The 16,269-nt window shown below is 40.7% G+C and carries 19 protein-coding genes; 1 reads left to right on the top strand and 18 read right to left on the bottom strand.

Annotation, left to right across the window (positions count from 1 at the left end; translation table 11 throughout):
* Positions 1 to 12 precede the first annotated feature (12 nt).
* The 11 genes from QUE35_RS10860 to QUE35_RS10810 form a co-directional block, all read right to left on the bottom strand.
* Entirely contained in the window at positions 13 to 453 is a 441-nt protein-coding gene (locus tag QUE35_RS10860; RefSeq protein ID WP_022600885.1) for a hypothetical protein, read from the bottom strand.
* Positions 440 to 901: a phage holin family protein gene (locus tag QUE35_RS10855; RefSeq protein WP_009319070.1), complete on the bottom strand. Its 462-nt coding sequence runs from the start codon at positions 899 to 901 to the stop codon at positions 440 to 442. Before QUE35_RS10855 ends, QUE35_RS10860 begins: the two co-directional genes overlap by 14 nt.
* Positions 886 to 1,116, bottom strand: coding sequence for a hypothetical protein (locus tag QUE35_RS10850; protein ID WP_022600886.1), 231 nt, complete (start codon positions 1,114 to 1,116; stop codon positions 886 to 888). The genes QUE35_RS10855 and QUE35_RS10850 overlap by 16 nt, the downstream gene beginning before the upstream one ends.
* Entirely contained in the window at positions 1,113 to 1,379 is a 267-nt protein-coding gene (locus QUE35_RS10845; protein WP_009319072.1) for a hypothetical protein, read from the bottom strand. Before QUE35_RS10845 ends, QUE35_RS10850 begins: the two co-directional genes overlap by 4 nt.
* Positions 1,380 to 1,392: 13 nt before the next feature.
* Positions 1,393 to 2,853 carry a hypothetical protein gene (locus QUE35_RS10840; RefSeq protein ID WP_286260833.1) on the bottom strand — a complete coding sequence of 487 codons (1,461 nt, stop codon included), beginning with the start codon at positions 2,851 to 2,853 and terminating at the stop codon, positions 1,393 to 1,395.
* Positions 2,850 to 3,116, bottom strand: a complete 267-nt coding sequence (locus QUE35_RS10835; RefSeq protein ID WP_022600723.1) for a hypothetical protein — start codon at positions 3,114 to 3,116, stop codon at positions 2,850 to 2,852. Before QUE35_RS10835 ends, QUE35_RS10840 begins: the two co-directional genes overlap by 4 nt.
* Before the next feature lie 18 nt (positions 3,117 to 3,134).
* Complete coding sequence (locus tag QUE35_RS10830) at positions 3,135 to 4,499, bottom strand: hypothetical protein (RefSeq protein WP_022600722.1); 1,365 nt, start codon at positions 4,497 to 4,499, stop codon at positions 3,135 to 3,137.
* Between the two features lie 31 nt (positions 4,500 to 4,530).
* Positions 4,531 to 5,166 carry a hypothetical protein gene (locus QUE35_RS10825; RefSeq protein WP_022600721.1) on the bottom strand — a complete coding sequence of 212 codons (636 nt, stop codon included), beginning with the start codon at positions 5,164 to 5,166 and terminating at the stop codon, positions 4,531 to 4,533.
* A 14-nt stretch (positions 5,167 to 5,180) separates the two neighbouring features.
* The gene (locus tag QUE35_RS10820) at positions 5,181 to 5,567 is read right to left on the bottom strand and encodes a hypothetical protein (RefSeq protein ID WP_009319077.1); all 387 of its coding nucleotides are present in this window, start codon (positions 5,565 to 5,567) and stop codon (positions 5,181 to 5,183) included.
* 71 nt (positions 5,568 to 5,638) lie between these two features.
* A complete protein-coding gene (locus QUE35_RS10815) occupies positions 5,639 to 7,027 on the bottom strand; it encodes an SU10 major capsid protein (protein ID WP_022600720.1) in 1,389 nt (462 codons plus the stop codon).
* A 76-nt stretch (positions 7,028 to 7,103) separates the two neighbouring features.
* A complete protein-coding gene (locus QUE35_RS10810) occupies positions 7,104 to 7,871 on the bottom strand; it encodes a hypothetical protein (protein ID WP_244925468.1) in 768 nt (255 codons plus the stop codon).
* A 456-nt stretch (positions 7,872 to 8,327) separates the two neighbouring features.
* Between QUE35_RS10810 and QUE35_RS10805 the strand changes: the two genes are divergently transcribed.
* Positions 8,328 to 9,974 carry a fumarate hydratase gene (locus QUE35_RS10805; protein WP_022600718.1) on the top strand — a complete coding sequence of 549 codons (1,647 nt, stop codon included), beginning with the start codon at positions 8,328 to 8,330 and terminating at the stop codon, positions 9,972 to 9,974.
* 114 nt (positions 9,975 to 10,088) lie between these two features.
* On the opposite strand, the gene QUE35_RS10800 is transcribed toward QUE35_RS10805, so the two are convergent.
* The 7 genes from QUE35_RS10800 to QUE35_RS10770 form a co-directional block, all read right to left on the bottom strand.
* Complete coding sequence (locus QUE35_RS10800) at positions 10,089 to 10,781, bottom strand: Bax inhibitor-1/YccA family protein (RefSeq protein ID WP_009319081.1); 693 nt, start codon at positions 10,779 to 10,781, stop codon at positions 10,089 to 10,091.
* A gap of 126 nt (positions 10,782 to 10,907) precedes the next feature.
* Positions 10,908 to 11,390 (bottom strand): hypothetical protein, encoded by a 483-nt coding sequence (locus QUE35_RS10795; RefSeq protein ID WP_022600717.1) that lies wholly within the window; start codon positions 11,388 to 11,390, stop codon positions 10,908 to 10,910.
* 11 nt (positions 11,391 to 11,401) lie between these two features.
* Complete coding sequence (locus QUE35_RS10790; protein ID WP_022600716.1) at positions 11,402 to 11,866, bottom strand: hypothetical protein; 465 nt, start codon at positions 11,864 to 11,866, stop codon at positions 11,402 to 11,404.
* A complete protein-coding gene (locus QUE35_RS10785) occupies positions 11,863 to 12,270 on the bottom strand; it encodes a hypothetical protein (RefSeq protein WP_009319084.1) in 408 nt (135 codons plus the stop codon). The genes QUE35_RS10790 and QUE35_RS10785 overlap by 4 nt, the downstream gene beginning before the upstream one ends.
* Positions 12,271 to 12,541: 271 nt before the next feature.
* Positions 12,542 to 13,429, bottom strand: coding sequence for a carbohydrate kinase family protein (locus tag QUE35_RS10780; protein ID WP_022600715.1), 888 nt, complete (start codon positions 13,427 to 13,429; stop codon positions 12,542 to 12,544).
* A gap of 4 nt (positions 13,430 to 13,433) precedes the next feature.
* The gene (locus tag QUE35_RS10775) at positions 13,434 to 14,195 is read right to left on the bottom strand and encodes an NYN domain-containing protein (protein ID WP_009319086.1); all 762 of its coding nucleotides are present in this window, start codon (positions 14,193 to 14,195) and stop codon (positions 13,434 to 13,436) included.
* A gap of 691 nt (positions 14,196 to 14,886) precedes the next feature.
* Positions 14,887 to 16,269, bottom strand: a complete 1,383-nt coding sequence (locus tag QUE35_RS10770) for an ATP-binding protein (RefSeq protein ID WP_031258379.1) — start codon at positions 16,267 to 16,269, stop codon at positions 14,887 to 14,889.

The raw sequence follows: 16,269 nt of genomic DNA, 5'->3' as shown, positions 1-16,269 counted from the left end.
AAAGTTTTCGAATTATACCTTAAACAGATGTACTTTCCCTTTATCCGCATCATACACATCCAAGTGCAGCCAAGAAACGCCATCCTCCAAACGAATCGGACAGGGCAGCAGAATTTGATTTTTTATGATCAATCTTCTCGCTTCCTCCACTGTCATCCCTTCTATCGTCGCATCTATGGCCTTCCCGAAATTATGCGCAGACAAATAGAGTTTCCCGTTTTTTGTCTTATCCCTTACCAGTTGACAAATATTGCACCGAAGTCCTCTTTGGGTATAACCTCCTCCTGAAACCCAATTATTAACAATCATCGGTTTGTCCAATATTTTCTCCCGGATTATATCAAGCGTCTCTATCAATTCCGGATCGATAAACATCCATGCCCGTTCTCCATATTTTTTATAGACTTCGGGACAAACAAGTTCTTGTATTTTAAAGTGCTTACTTTTTTTCATTTCCTACTCCTTTTAATTTTTCGATTAACTCTTTCGCTTTTTCAATGTCTTTACAATTGATGATCTCTTTCATAGCTTCGGGGATATCAGCGGCGACTGACCGCTTCTCTTTCAAGTTCTCGAAGACACTGCGCAGTTCTATATACACGATACAGAGCGTCCCGAACATGGAGGCATAAGGAAGATTATAAACCGTGATAAACGAACCGACAATGTCGAATAACAGGAACATTATCTGAACTCTCCAATATTCTCCGATCTTTGCTACCGTTCGCCTAAGTTTATCGCTATAAATTTGCTCGTGTCGGGCTCTGGCTTTTTCAACTCCCGTCCACAAATCGATAAATACGGCTATAACCATTATGATCCAAAAAACTAAAATAATGACAGCTCGACGTTTTAATTCTCCGATCTGATCGCTGCTAATAAAATCTAAAATAATATCCATATCCTCCATATAATAAATAATTGAACAATTTGTCCGGCAATACCGCCTATCAGTGTTGCCCATAAATCGAGCCGGTCGAATTTCCCGCTCCATGCCTTGTCTCCATATTCCTTGCCGATCGTCAAGCCTATGGAAAACAGTAACGTGCCTATCAACGCCCCGAGAAATCCATATAAGATATGACGAGGACGGTTACTTTCTCTCAACCATTTCATCGAAGACCTCCTTCCTGATCCGGTGTCCATTCCGGGCTGGCCAACAGTTTCTCCAGCTCTTTCCCCTGATAGACGGGATAATTCTCCCACTCTACGCTATCTTCCGATAGGGGCATTATTTCCTTATTTCTCTCCGATACCAGCGTATCGTATGTTTCTACGTGTATGATCGCTTCTGTTGCGTCTACGTTCTTTCTTCTCGTTTCCCAATCCGGGTCTATATCTTTAAGTTCCGAAATCGGGATTTTGTAATATCTGTTCATCGTATTTTGGTTTTTAGAATTCGTTATTTTCTCCGGCCTTGCCGTCTATATCTTCTCCGTTGTATTGACACGAGGCCTTATAGTTATGCTTTATTTCTTCTTCGGTTAACTCCCTGTTATATATTAATGCATCATATATTTTCTGTTTACATGCGTAAATAGGGGAATTATTTATTGATCCTAATGTAATCCCGATTACTTTGTTTTCTTTTCCGCCATTAAAGCATCCTACAACGAATATCTCTTTTCCTTTATTGGCAATATTAAAATTTGTTTTACTGATATTGCCATTCATTATATATCTATTCTCTGACGAAAAACAAATACCCTTGTTTATTCCTAAATAATAGCTACTCCCATAAATAAGTCCGCTCCAACTATTACCGGTTAATAATTCAACATCACTAATTGTAAAAAGAATTGTAAAATCTATATTGGTCATTGCTTTTTCAACACTTGAAAAGTCATCTACCCCGTCATATTGAATATATCCGTCTCCGTAACCGGAATCGGGTGTATATGCGAAGTTTTTATTTTCAAGGTCGTTCCCGTTGCCGGATAGATCCGGAAGAATGTTTTTATTCTCATCCGTGTTGCTTCGTCCTCGACCGGTATAGTAACCGATCAGACCCTCCCGGATGTAGTCCAATGCTTTCGATACTTTACATCGGGCTATCATACGGGGTTTTACTTCGGCGGCATTGCTGGCGAAATAGGTCTGTTCGTCGTAGGTCGTTATTACCGGTAAATCAAGAGAATATTCTGCCGGAGTAAATAATACATAATAATAGATAGTACTTTCATCCTCGATCATGGCTTTTAATGCTTCTTCCGTTGGATAGTCGGTTATATCATATACAACTGTAAATCCGTATCTCAGACTGTTTGTCCATACTCCATACACTTTATTCCACTTATTGGATGTAGAATCTCCTGTATAATAGAATTTATTGCTGTAAAAGACAGATATGTCAGGGGTTACTTGTGTTCCTTTTACCGATCCTCTTATAAGGACTTCTCTTAAATCTCCGTTACTATTAAGTGTTGAGATTGAAGTGACGGTGAATCCTGTACTCACACCTATCCGCTGTATCAGTTTCCATTCTTTTCCGTTATACACTACTTCATCGTATATGCCGTTTACTGATCGAAGGATACCGTCATGTCCCGCCTTTTTCATTGCTTCTTTGATGTTCAACAACTGGTAATCGCTTCCTGCTTTATCCGGCATGACTGACAAAAACAGCCCACTGTCTCCTACCGATCGCATAGGTACGGGATTCTCCGGAGTCGGTGTGCCGATATGTTCCGTAAGCCCATGTATCGATAGGGACAACAGTTTATCGTCTCCCGGTTTCGTGTTCCAGATCGGAAAAGCTCGGCCGGAGGCCTCTACTTCCGGATGGTTCGTCCCGGAGGTTGAAGCGTGACCAAGCTTCCCTAAATGTCCTAAGTTCCCTAATCCGTTCATCATTCCATTACATTTGCTGTTCCCGATATCTCTATCGAATACCCCTCATATACCGAAAAGTATTCTGTCTGTCCGGACGGGAGGAGAACTCCACTGCCGGTTTTATCTCCTCTATATTGCCAGAGCCGGCAGTCGGTAACGGCCGTTATCCGGATTATACGGCTTGCTCCTGACGGAAGTGTCCCGTCCGTGATGTCTTGGGCTGTTCCTATCGGCAATACCGGTACGGGATTGAGGTTCTTATCTAAGGGCATGATATTGTTCATATTGTTATGGTTTTATCGTTATGGTAATGTTACTGCTATTTGGATTGGCATATCCGGTCTTATTTTCTCTATTATCATGGAGACGAGAGATTCCGGATTGGTAAAGGTTATTTTACCGGTTTCTCCGTCATTTTCTGTCGCAAAAACAAAATTTCCTGTATAGGTCGTATCTTCAACGGTATATTTATAATAGAACAGGTATCTTGTCCCCGTTTCAACATTCGTGATTATATCATTGAATGTGTCGTTTCCTAAAAACGGTATGGCGGTATCTGCATCGGCTATTTCTTCTGTACCATCAGCGGTATTGAGATCGATATCTATGATTTCGATCGAGTCCAGTTTCCGCTTGTCCGACGAAGGCATCAGACCGGCTTCCAAATCACTTGCATTTTTTGCAAGGGCAAGAGGTATCCGTTCCGGGTTTTCCTCCGGATCCAACAAGGTTATGAACGGCTCTCCTTCCGATGTGATGCCAATACTGCGGTTATTATCGGCATCGTCCCAAACCTTTAATGCTATAAAGCGGCGGGAATCATCCGTATCGTTGGTATATTCCGATTCATAGATGCCAACTTTCTCCTGAATTGCTTTTTTATCTACATTCGTCAGATCTACGGGGACAAAGGGGGAGGACCATTCGCTCCATGCCGAGTCTCCGGATTTTTCCCTTACTAATACTTCGCCGGACGAGTCTCCGAATAATTTCTGTGTATATGTTTTTTCCCTGTTTATCGTATTTACACTCATATCTACCAACAGCAGCAAATACGAGCTATCAGTTTTTTGCTTATCGATGACAATATAACTGCCGGAAGATGTGGTATTGTCTATTGCCGACTTGTTTATTACTTTTAGCGATTCCGGTACTGTCGTGATAAATTCCCTGAATGCTTCCGTACTGCTGTCATAATCCGGTCCATAAAGAACCTTGACCAAATCTTCTTCCGAAACATTAGACAAGTCTTTGTCGGCTTTGTCCGACACATCTCCATAAATAGGTACGGCAGACGTCTCCCAATAATCGCCATTCCAAAATAACATTATAACAGCATTCGTTTCGGTAGAGACCTCTATCGGAACACCCGCATTTAAAAAATTGGCAAATGTGATGTTACCCGGCTTATTCGACACATACAAATATGTCGTTTTTATTCCCAATTTAGCATTCGGCTCAAACGTTGCCGGATCATCTACCACTCCTTGCAACGGACCTTCCACCCGGTTACTGTCTATCCATTTCTTGTTGAGAAAATCCCATACCCATATCGAATTGGTCTCTCCGTTCACGAAAAAACCACCGGGGATTCCTCCGTTAGGGTGTCTGGACAAAAATGCGCCGACTCCCCAATAATATCCCATAAATTTTCCTTGTGTAAACATTTTTCTGATCTTAAATAACTTATTTATAATTCTATAATTCCGGCAATGCGACTCTTCCAACCATTTGTGCCGCCATATCCGGTTGCCCCAATATCTCATAAACCATAGCTGCGCAGACATATCCAACAGCATCCGCCAACCTGGCCGGGACATCATAACCGCCATCCTGCATTTCCGGGACAGGTATATACACCGCACTATCGACCTCATGAACACGTAAAGACGCAGGTAACGAATAATAATCCAGAACAACCCTATCCGATGCAGACATAGATAAAACGGCAACAGGCTTATTCACCCCTCCTCGCACATACCGATTATATTGCAGTTCGCTTTTTGCATGGCAAGAATTTATAAACCGGGTTACCGGACGATTCCAACCTTTCATTTTAAAAGAAAGCACTCTCAACACCTTTTCCGGGAAAACCACTCTGCCGCTGCCATCCTGGCGTTTTTCCGGAAATAAAACATCTTTACACTCCTTTCCTTCTAACAGATGAACCGGAGCTGTAATAAATACCCGGGCAATCGCATCCGGGAGTTTAGCACGAATATACTCTCCCACATCGACTCCAAAAATGTCTATTTCAACAGTCTCATTCTCCGGAAGCAATTCTTCCATATTCGTCCGGATTCTCTTCAACCACTTTTCTTCCGATTCCAGCATATCTACTTCTGTTTTTATAGATTACTCTTCAACAAAGGGAACACTATTCCATTCTTCTTTGCAGACTTTTCAATTCTCTCAGGAGAAGACAATTCATATTCAGGAACAGAATATGGCTTTTTTCTCAACAACTCTTTGGCATTCTGCCAAGTTTTAATATAAGGGATCGGCTTTAATTCAATCTCTTTTTCATCACAAGAGCAAGTCTCCTCCAGCAAATAAAATTTGCGCCCATATCCACTATCCGACTCGATTGCTCTTTGCAAATCGACATCTGTCGTCGCATAATAACCGTGAACATTGTCCTTCGAGATAAAACGAATACGTACGTTACGGTTCCCGACTTGTACAACCGTACTTAAATTTCCATGACGAGTCTCGTATGTTTTTATATTCTTCATATTCTAAAATCTGAAAATTAATAATCGAGATGATGTGATCCGGGACAGATCACATCATCATTACAAAAAAATTATGCTGTTTTAGGTACAATACGCATATGAGCTGCCGGATAGCGCAGGGTCAAGCAACTTGCTTCTGTAAGTACAAGAGCATCGGTATTCCGGATACCAGCACCCTTCAGATCGAGTTTCTGACTTCCGAATGGTACGTGAGCCCATTTTGAGATAAACTCCGGATCGAAAATAAACCCGTAATCGCTCATACCACAGTCATCAAAAACCTCGGAATACAAGATAAAGAGCTTACCGAATTTTGATTTAATTTCAGAAAAGTCTATTCCCCATTTTACAAAATCATCATTAGCTGATACCACTTTGGTAATCTCCAGCTTGTTTATGCGACCGATAAAGTCCGAACCGCCGATCAACACTTTTCGTTTATTTCCCCCATTCCCGGTAAACGCCTCTTTCATAATATCGATAAGATCATTTTGAGTAAGCTCTGATTTCGGATCAAATTCATATTCTTTTCCGGCTTGCCACCAAATCCCACCTGTCAAAGAGACATTTTCTTTTTTCTTAGAATCATATATCATACGTTTTACACCGAACATGAATGTTTTTTCCATTCCCAAACGCATATCGTAAATTGCGGCCTCCTCAGAATCAGAAAAGTCCCATTCAACCTCTTTATTCGCAATTTTCTGGAAAGTAGATTGTTCTACCTGCATTTTAAAGATCTGACAAAAATTCTGTTCTTTCACCGGAAGCGCTTCGAATTGCGCAGTCTGCACATCCAACTCCGTAGCGGCACGTCCCATCCGTATAAATGTCGTACCTTTATCGATAGATGGAACACAATTCTCAATCGATCCGATCTTTTTCCCGTTGATTGCATAAACATTCAATTCTCCATTTTCTTCTTTACTGGAGATATAAAGTACCAAATCGGCTTTCGATTTCGTCACACCGTCTGCTTCATACCCTTTAACTCCTTGAACGAGAATCGTCTCGGAAACTTCGAAAATGTCGTTATTCGTTGTGTTCAATTTGACTTTCTGAGAAGCAGCCGTAACATCAGAAGAGGTCGGTTCTGTATAAGCGACATTCAATGTCGCTTTAGTAGGTTTTACATCTACCGAATAATAGTCGACAATCATAGATCCCGAACGGCGAGCTCCCGTCCAACGAGATAATTGATCTATCGGAGTGGACATAGGTCGTATTTTGGTAATCCGTTTATCGACCTCACTCATGAGAAGCCCTTCGCTCTCACGACGACTAATATCCGTAGTCAGCGGTTCTCCGGTCAATATTTTTCCACCCGAAACACCCGGTATTACCGCCGCCATTGCAAACGTACAATCCCGATAAATCACGACCAATAAAATCATGACCAGAATTGCAACCATCCAAAACCAGAAATCTTTCGATTTCAAAAACTTAAATACTTTATTCATTACTAATTGTTTTTAAAAGATAAATAATCGGTTAATTATACTTGCTGATGTTAATTCATTAAATGTTTATTTGATTTTACATGTCCCACACACTGCGACGACGTCTCAATCCGAATCCCGGAGTCAGGTTCTCTTCCTCTTCACTCCTTGACGAACGGTTATTATGCAATCCCGGCAAGGCGTCTCCATCCGATTGTCTTTTCTCCAGCAAAATGCGTTCGTTACGACCTCTTACTTCTGCAGCCCTCTCTGCACATCCCAGATCATTGTCATAATTGACCCCTTTGAATAATATTTCCAAAACATCCGGTGTAAAGTCGCTCATAAACACATGTTCACAGATATGATGCACTCTCTCGAGAAAATTATCGAAATCATTGTCACTCATATTTTTCGATTCCTTAAACCGGGTGATCGCACGCTTACTGTGTTCCCAATTTTCGGCCATCTCCTTTTCAAGTTTACGGTTTGCCGACATACGGGCAAGAAACTCATCATTCTCTTTTTGTAATTGCGCCATACGATTTTCATCATTGGCACACTCCAATACATCTTTTCCGAAATACCTCACACAAGCGACCAATGCGTCCTCTCCGGATATTACATCAGAAATAAATCCTCCCATTTTCGGATTACTGATAAAAAGTGTGGCAAGTTTCGTCTGGTCATCCCGCAACTTTTCATACCGGTCGCACAAATGCGTGTCATACTCTACTAAAGCATCAAAAAACGTATCGTCGCTGTCTAAAAGACGGTCGGGAAAACGTTTTCTCAATTTCTCCAGAATAATCTGGTGCGAACTCGCTTTCGGTCGTTCATTCACTCTTTCTTCAAAACTTCTCATAATCGTTTGTTTAATAATAAATAATAAAAACCATACAATTGTAGTATTTTTACAACACAAAGAAAACAACATAATGAAGAAGTTCTATGCTATAATTATAAAAAATAGCATATCTGAGCAAAAAAGATGGTTTATATACCATTTAAATAACCCCAAAAAAGAGAGACTCCATTCAAAGAATATTAAATTATAGGTTTTATATACAGAAATTATCCTGAAGCGACTTTCTTGTTATGAAAAGATCGTGTACCTTTGTAAAAACAAAAGTCTGTCAAAATTTTGCACAGACATTTTTGGGATTGTTTTGAGGACATTTTTCAGTCCCGACAAGGAGCATTGAGAACTGCGTAACATGCAGATACAGGGAAATAGTTCCCAAAGGACAGATAGATTTTTTGCTATCGGAAAATTTAGACAGGCTCTTAGAACATTCAAATTATTTAAACATAAAAAAGTATGGCGACAAAACCTTTTAAGTATCAAGAACCTTTTCCTCTGGGAAAAGACACTACCGAATATTATTTGCTTACCAAAGATGGTGTATCGGTAGAAACCTGCCACGGTAAAGAAGTTCTTGTGGTAGAGCCCGAAGCGCTTACCCATTTGGCTAATACGGCAACCCGTGACGTAGCATTTATGTTGAGACGCGAACATAACGAAATGGTAGCCAAAATACTTCATGATCCTGAAGCCAGCGAAAACGACAAATACGTAGCGCTCACCATGTTACGAAATGCAGAAGTTGCATGTAAAGGACAACTTCCATTCTGTCAGGATACCGGAACGGCAATTATTGTCGGGAAAAAAGGCCAACAGGTGTGGACAGGAGGTGGCGATGAAGAAGCTCTTTCTTTAGGTGTGTATAAAACCTATACCGAAGAGAACCTTCGTTACTCGCAAAATGCGCCGTTAGACATGTACAAAGAAGTAAATACCGGCTGCAATCTTCCCGCACAAATCGACCTTTATGCCGTAGACGGGATGGAATATAAATTTCTTTTTGTAGCCAAAGGCGGTGGTTCTGCCAATAAAACTTACTTGTTTCAAGAAACAAAAGCTCTGCTTAACCCCGACACTCTGGTTAAATTCCTTGTCGAGAAAATGAAAACTTTAGGAACGGCAGCATGCCCTCCTTATCATATAGCGTTCGTAATCGGCGGAACTTCAGCCGAAACCAATCTGAAAACGGTAAAACTGGCATCGACCAAGTATTATGACAATCTTCCTACAAGCGGGAATGAATATGGTCGGGCATTCAGAGATGTCGAACTCGAAAAAGTAGTTCTCAAAGCTGCTCAAGAATCTGGTATCGGAGCACAATTCGGCGGCAAATATTTTGCACATGATGTACGAATCATACGCATGCCCCGACACGGAGCTTCTTGTCCGGTAGGTATGGGAGTTTCTTGTTCGGCAGACCGAAACATTAAAGCTAAAATCACCAAAGACGGACTTTGGATCGAAAAACTTGATGATAAACCCGGAGAACTGATTCCGGAAGAATTACGTCAGGCAGGAGAAGGCAATGCTGTTAAAATAGACTTGAACCGTCCGATGAAAGAGATTCTTGCCGAACTCGACAAATATCCGGTTGCTACGCGACTTTCTTTGAATGGAACGATTATCGTCGGTCGTGATATCGCCCACGCAAAAATCAAAGAACGCTTAGATGCCGGTGAAGATATGCCTCAATATCTGAAAGGCCATCCGATCTATTATGCCGGTCCGGCAAAAACACCTAAAGGAATGGCATCCGGATCTTTCGGTCCGACAACAGCAGGCCGAATGGATTCTTATGTCGATCAATTCCAATCAAAAGGAGGATCGATGATCATGATAGCAAAAGGTAACCGCAGCCAACAAGTGACAGATGCATGTAAAGCTCATGGAGGGTTCTATCTTGGAAGTATAGGCGGACCGGCAGCTATTCTGGCTCAAAACAATATCAAAAAAGTAGAATGCTTAGAATATCCTGAACTGGGAATGGAAGCCATTTGGAAAATTGAAGTAGAAGATTTCCCTGCATTTATCCTCGTAGATAATAAAGGCAATGACTTCTTTAAACAGATAAAACCCCGTTGCAACGGAGGTTGTAAACTCTAATTCGGTCATTCCATAAATCACAATAAAAAAGGCACGAATTGTAATCGCGCCTTTTTTATTGTGATAGAAAAAAACAGGAAAACTCTTTCCAGCTTTCATCCATAAAATACTATCTTATTTCCTGTCCCCGAAAATACGCAACAAATACAAGAACAAGTTAATAAAATCAAGATATAACGACAGAGCTCCCAGCAATGCCAGCTTCTGGGTCTGCTCATTTATTTCCTGATTAGCCAACATCTGTTTGATTTTTTGTGTATCATAAGCTGTCAGACCGACAAAAATCAACACTCCTGCATAGGTTATGATCCAATATATCATTGCGCTCTGCATAAAGATATTAACCACCGATGCAATAATCAAACCTATAACCGCCATAATCAAGATATTTCCCCAAGAAGACAAATCTTTTTTCGTAAAATATCCATATAAACTCATCGCTCCGAAAGTTCCGGCCGTAATAAAAAAGGTTGAAGCTATCGAACTACGAGTATAAACGGCAAAAAGGACAGACAGCGTAAGGCCGTTTAATAAGGAATAAAGCATAAACAAACCGGTCGCCGTAGTAAAGGATAAGGACATGATTCGCGCCGAAACATACCATACTAAACCGAGTTCTGCTATTAACAAAATAAAAAACGTAGCTCTACCGCTGAAAAGCAAAGATGACAATGTCGGAGAGTTTACTACGGCTAACGCCGTAATTCCCGTAATAGCCAATGCCACGGTCATCCATAAATAAACATTTTTGAGAAGAGTCGCTTGTGCGGCTTTCATCTCATAACTTGAAACATAATTCGTATCCATATTCTATTATTATATAGTTATTTCTATTTTGTACTACCGCAAATATAAGATTTATTTAATTGTTAACATTATACTCTTGAAAAAAAGGTCTTATTTTGAAGAATATAAGAGTTTATTTAATATTTTTCAAGACCTTACAGGCCGACGTATCGGCACACGTCTCCTATTAAGACGCACCCTCAATAAGCTCAGATTTTCCTCAAATTGAGATAATTGATAGGATGCCTTATCGGGAATGCGATCGATATACCAGTAAAACAACACATAGGAAATAAAAGCCTCACGTATCGTACGCTTTATTATCCCATCCGTTCCCGGAAATACTTCGTCAGGCAATACCAGAACAAAACTAAATGTATCCTCCTGAACAGGAGGTACGCATGTCTCCGAAAGATATGCAGAAACAACACCATTAATTCGGTCACAAGCTTCCTGCATACGATCACGGGCCCACAACAACTCATCACCGGTTAATATCCAGCGATCACTCCACCCCTCAGTAGCCGCCCCATCAGAAGATAAAGAGACCGCCATATAAGATGTCCGCTTCAATAATTCCTGCATTAATTCATCTACTCCAATGACGACATGTACACATATTTTTTTCATAACATCTAATTTTACGATTTCAATACACGAATACAAATACCCATAACCAATAAAACAAGCAATATCCAAAATAGATTAAGAGAAATGGAAAACGGTTCTTTTTCCACACTTTCTTTTCGATCTACTTCCACATGAACACTATCAAGCCGATCATATAGAACATCCTTTATAGATTTACTCTCCGACATAACTTCCTGTTTAGCCATAGATTGCGAACGCAACGTGACCGTACGCTTCTCCTTGACAGGCAAACAAGAAGCTGTATCATCACTGCCATACAAGACATGTTCCCAAACAATATCCCACCTCCGAGAATCAAATCCGGATTTGAAAAACAAATCTTTTATCGAGTCTCTCACGATAAACTGCGAAACAGAAACCGTATCCGATTCTATTTTCTGATCGGACAACCGATGGGTTGATCTGCAAGAAAAAAAAGAAAATAGAATACATAACATACAACATAACTTCGTCATACAGTTTCTCCCCGCTGATTACGATATAAAATGAGACGTGCTGTCTGCATTCCGAAAAAGAACCGGGAAGCGTTCTCCTCAGCCAATATAGTAAACAAAGCATCTTTAAAAGAAGCCAAAGGCTTTTCTTTCATATACTCTGCCACCCGCTGTGCCAGTTCCTGATACATAGATACTTTGAGCTCGTTACGACGAGCCAAAGGCAAACGGTTCATAATGCGACGGACATTACGTGCCGCTTCTTCAAAAGAAATATAATACCGGCCCTTACCGCTATGCAAAGCCCTAAGTATTACATCATCACGAGATACATACGGAGCTGATGTTCCGAGTGATTTCAATTCATCTTCATAAGCCCGAACAAAATCTTGTTCTTTGAATTTTCTAAAATAATCTTTTTTCATCCTCTATCATTTTTTTGATCGAGGTATTGGGTTCTGCCGTTAATCACTAACGGTATTCATGTTATTGGGATATGGCAAAGATAAAAATAATATTGTAATTATACAACAATATAATGGTTATTTAACAACAAACATATAAAAGGTATGACTTATTGTGTAAAAACTCAATATACATTATTATATAAAATGCATAAAAAAGAGGTTTCTGTCAACAGAACCTCTTAAAAGCTGATCAGCAACCTCCACAGTAAAACATCAGTGAATGATAACCTCAAAGTAATCGGGACTTTATCGAGATCGGCAACTCAGGCATAGCCCCATTTTGAGTACACACATAAGCAGATACCTCAACCGCCAGTTCATGAGCTTCCCGTATACTTTTCCCCTTTAAAATCGAAGAAATGAACGTTGCCGTAAAAGAATCACCGGCACCTACTGTATCGGCAACCTCAATTTTCGGAGTATTCACAAAAGAGACATTCTCCCGAGTAAAAACATAACTTCCATTTACACCACATGTCAAGATAAGAATTTCTAAACCATACTCTGATAAAAGAGCTCGACACTTATCCTCCAAATTGATGCCCGGATATTCAAACATACGACTCACCGCGATCAACTCTTCATCATTAATTTTCAAGATATTGCATCTTTTCATAGAATTACAGAGAATTTCCTTATCATAAAACCCCTGCCGCAAATTCACATCGAATACTCTGTATTGTCCTGCCGCATCGGACATAACATCAAGAAAGCGGTTTATCGTTTCACGAGAGACAGTATTCCGTTGGGCCAATGAACCGAAACAAACCGCACGAGTCTTCTTTGCCAACTTTTCCAAATCAACCGTAAAGGGAATATTATCCCACGCTACATTCTCCTTTATCTCATAACAGGGAATTCCGGCTTCATCCAACTCGATCTGTACCATACCGGTCGGATAAGGAACTCTTTGAATCAGATAATTAAGACGCCTGTTATTGAAACTTTCTAAAATTTCATTACCTAACTTATCATCACCGACAGCACTCACGACATAGCCGTCAAAACCATATTGCGACACATGATAAGCAAAATTTGCAGGAGCTCCGCCAATCTTTTTCCCTTCAGGCAGCATATCCCACAATACTTCTCCCATTCCTACAATAACATCATTCATGGCATTATATATTCTTCACATAAATATGTTTGATACGTTTGTTCTCAACCTCACGTTCCTCTATCTGAAAATATTTATCCAAAGACTTCATCAACGGAGTCAGTTTTAAAAAACCATAGTTGCGGGGATCAAAATCAGGTTTCTTCTTCATAATCAAACCTCCCACCTCAGCAAGAAATGCCCAACCGGTATCATCGGCCAAATCATCAATAGTCGTTCTGAACAAATTGATCAGATCCTTCCCGATAACCTCTTTTTCTGTAGCTTCCGACTGAACCGAAAGATCAACTCCAAAGTCTTTTTTACCCGGAAGATCAGTATCCCCGACCTTCAAAATCTCCAAATAAATAAATTTATCACATGACACGATAAAAGGATTCGGAGTTTTCTTTTCACCGATACCGATAACAAGCATCCCCGATTCCCGTAACCGTGTAGCCAATCGGGTAAAGTCGCTATCACTGGAAACAATACAAAAGCCATCGACCTTTTCGCTATGCAATATATCCATGGCATCGATAATCATTGCCGAGTCGGTAGCATTCTTTCCTGTAGTATAACTATACTGCTGAATCGGAGTGATTGCATTCTCCAAAAGAGAAGATTTCCAACCGGAAACTGTAGGTTTCGTCCAATCTCCATAAATTCGTTTAATTGTCGGAATACCGAACTTGGCAATCTCATTCAACATTCCTTTTACATTCGAATACGGGATATTATCCGCATCTATCAAAACCGCCAACTTCAAGTCTTTATTATCCTTCATCTCTTCACTCTTATATTAAACCATAAACAAATATAGTGAATATCTACCGACAAAACAGAAAATAAGATTGATTTTCAGCCTATTTTTTATATCCAGATCTTCAAATATTCTTTTTGTTCCATAAAAACACTAATCATCAGGCAAAACTTCAGAACTTATCTAAATTTTGTTCGGATCAGGTTTGAGGGATTCTTTCGAAGATACTCGTCTGCATCTACGAGGGAAATAGCAAACTATCACAAGCGAAAACAGAAAAACAGAGCGGAGAAAAACGTAGGATAGCCTGATAATACTTCCGTATTATAAAAAGCTCAATATATTAAGTAATTACATCATAGTGAAGCATTTTTGCTTAAAAGAAGTTTCTCGAACAAGGGCGTAAGTTTGCTCTAATCCCACCTATTCTGCCTATGTTTGGAAAAGAAAGATCCCTGAACTTCGATGAGGTTCAGGGATTTTATATCGTTCTTCTTTCTTAGAAAGTGATGCCACCAGGAATCGAACCATCTATCCAAGTAGCTGAATATCTTTGATTTATGAATCAGCAAGTAGTATAATCTCCCGCTATTGCTCCACCGAATTGTTGCAGCGTTCTGCGACAGATTGCGTGGAGGTTTCCTTTATCAATTACAAATATACTGCTTTCTTTTGAAAGTCAGGCATGTAATCATGAAAACTTCTCCACCTTGGTTCAAAATCCTTTTTGGACTTCCCAATAACCGCCTTTATTCGGACCGACATGTCTGATTATCCCCTTTTTTTGGAGTGAAGCCAACCGACGTTTTACGCTACTTTCATGTATGCCTAAGCGACTTACTAATTCTTTTCTTTGTATATAAGGATTCTCTTTAATTAGTTCAAGAATGACGTTTTCTTGCTTTTGCTGGTCGGTTTCTGGTCGGTCTCTGGTCGTTTCTGGGTCGTTCTTTTGGGTCGTTTCTGGGTCGTATTGGGTCGTAGCCCTTTCCGGGTATTCAAACTTGAACGTTGTCCAGATACCCGAAGCATCATAACGGAATTCCGGCGTGGAGAATCCGTCATTCTTACAAGCCATAATAATACGCTCGATGCCGCGCCCCCACGCCTCAATCTCACCTGCACGGAAGAACGTATTGGCAATATCAGGGTTGTAAGGCATACTCCGATGTGAGGACAATAAGGTTTCCACAGTCCAACCTTCGGGCAATACTCCACCGTTTATTATCTCCAACTTGTTTTCATACACACGGATTTGAATGGGAGAAGGTTCTGCATAGTCTTTGTTGATGCAAGCATTCAATAACGCCTCACGCAGCGCCTCACGAGGTATAGGCAATGTCTCTATCCGATGGATGCCTTCGTAAGTAATGACGGCTTTCATGTATTTAGTACACAGCAAGTCCATTAACTTCACAATTTGCTGGAACAGATTGCCATGCACTTCGTCTTGATACACCAAATCCATACCTTCACGGAAGAAGCCGACCTTTACAAACGCTCCGGTCACATACTTTTCCGGGTCGGGATGGAATAGTAAGGCAGCAGCACGTTTCAAGTAACTGCCTTCATAAAGTCGGAGCTTCTCCAACAGTCCATGATTATCGTCCATTAAGTCCGCTTCCTCCATGCGTCCGCTCCGTTTGGCATACTTGCGGAACAAATCAAACGTGGCGTTGTCCAAGTCCTCCGCTTTCAGATAAGGTACAGGCACACCGTCCCATGTCTTTCCTTGTTTACGAAGCATAAAGCGGTCGAGTGCCGCCCCTTTCAGTTCCTGATTGGTCGCACCGCTCCGTTGATAATACTTGCCACGGAAACTGACGGGATAAGGATAAGCCTCCGTCACAATCTCCAGATAAGCCCTCCCGTCTTTCTCTTTCAGATTGACATCCAACAAGATACCCATCATGTCGCGCACCTTGTTCGGAATGTTTTCCATCAGTTTCTTGGCATCATGCACACCGCACACCTCGCCATTATCCTTTACGCCCACATAAAGGATACCGCCTTGTGCATTGGCAAAACCACAAATCCATTTCTGGTATTCGTCGCGCCAAGACTCTTTGAATTCTATGTTTTGAGATTCGGTTAGCAT

It is taken from the genome of Coprobacter fastidiosus (assembly GCF_030296935.1).
GTDB lineage: Bacteria > Bacteroidota > Bacteroidia > Bacteroidales > Coprobacteraceae > Coprobacter > Coprobacter fastidiosus.
Note: the sequence above shows the minus strand (reverse complement) of the source record. Positions and strands in the feature narration are given on the sequence as shown.

What these genes read in the sequence shown, in the direction of transcription:
- QUE35_RS10860 (WP_022600885.1), bottom strand. Translation starts at nt 453, where the DNA reads ATGAAAAAAAGTAAGCACTTTAAAATACAAGAACTTGTTTGTCCCGAA.
- QUE35_RS10855 (WP_009319070.1), bottom strand. Translation starts at nt 901, where the DNA reads ATGGATATTATTTTAGATTTTATTAGCAGCGATCAGATCGGAGAATTA.
- QUE35_RS10850 (WP_022600886.1), bottom strand. Translation starts at nt 1,116, where the DNA reads ATGAAATGGTTGAGAGAAAGTAACCGTCCTCGTCATATCTTATATGGA.
- QUE35_RS10845 (WP_009319072.1), bottom strand. Translation starts at nt 1,379, where the DNA reads ATGAACAGATATTACAAAATCCCGATTTCGGAACTTAAAGATATAGAC.
- QUE35_RS10840 (WP_286260833.1), bottom strand. Translation starts at nt 2,853, where the DNA reads ATGATGAACGGATTAGGGAACTTAGGACATTTAGGGAAGCTTGGTCAC.
- QUE35_RS10835 (WP_022600723.1), bottom strand. Translation starts at nt 3,116, where the DNA reads ATGAACAATATCATGCCCTTAGATAAGAACCTCAATCCCGTACCGGTA.
- QUE35_RS10830 (WP_022600722.1), bottom strand. Translation starts at nt 4,499, where the DNA reads ATGTTTACACAAGGAAAATTTATGGGATATTATTGGGGAGTCGGCGCA.
- QUE35_RS10825 (WP_022600721.1), bottom strand. Translation starts at nt 5,166, where the DNA reads ATGCTGGAATCGGAAGAAAAGTGGTTGAAGAGAATCCGGACGAATATG.
- QUE35_RS10820 (WP_009319077.1), bottom strand. Translation starts at nt 5,567, where the DNA reads ATGAAGAATATAAAAACATACGAGACTCGTCATGGAAATTTAAGTACG.
- QUE35_RS10815 (WP_022600720.1), bottom strand. Translation starts at nt 7,027, where the DNA reads ATGAATAAAGTATTTAAGTTTTTGAAATCGAAAGATTTCTGGTTTTGG.
- QUE35_RS10810 (WP_244925468.1), bottom strand. Translation starts at nt 7,871, where the DNA reads ATGAGAAGTTTTGAAGAAAGAGTGAATGAACGACCGAAAGCGAGTTCG.
- QUE35_RS10805 (WP_022600718.1), top strand. Translation starts at nt 8,328, where the DNA reads ATGGCGACAAAACCTTTTAAGTATCAAGAACCTTTTCCTCTGGGAAAA.
- QUE35_RS10800 (WP_009319081.1), bottom strand. Translation starts at nt 10,781, where the DNA reads ATGGATACGAATTATGTTTCAAGTTATGAGATGAAAGCCGCACAAGCG.
- QUE35_RS10795 (WP_022600717.1), bottom strand. Translation starts at nt 11,390, where the DNA reads ATGAAAAAAATATGTGTACATGTCGTCATTGGAGTAGATGAATTAATG.
- QUE35_RS10790 (WP_022600716.1), bottom strand. Translation starts at nt 11,866, where the DNA reads ATGACGAAGTTATGTTGTATGTTATGTATTCTATTTTCTTTTTTTTCT.
- QUE35_RS10785 (WP_009319084.1), bottom strand. Translation starts at nt 12,270, where the DNA reads ATGAAAAAAGATTATTTTAGAAAATTCAAAGAACAAGATTTTGTTCGG.
- QUE35_RS10780 (WP_022600715.1), bottom strand. Translation starts at nt 13,429, where the DNA reads ATGAATGATGTTATTGTAGGAATGGGAGAAGTATTGTGGGATATGCTG.
- QUE35_RS10775 (WP_009319086.1), bottom strand. Translation starts at nt 14,195, where the DNA reads ATGAAGGATAATAAAGACTTGAAGTTGGCGGTTTTGATAGATGCGGAT.
- QUE35_RS10770 (WP_031258379.1), bottom strand. Translation starts at nt 16,269, where the DNA reads ATGCTAACCGAATCTCAAAACATAGAATTCAAAGAGTCTTGGCGCGAC.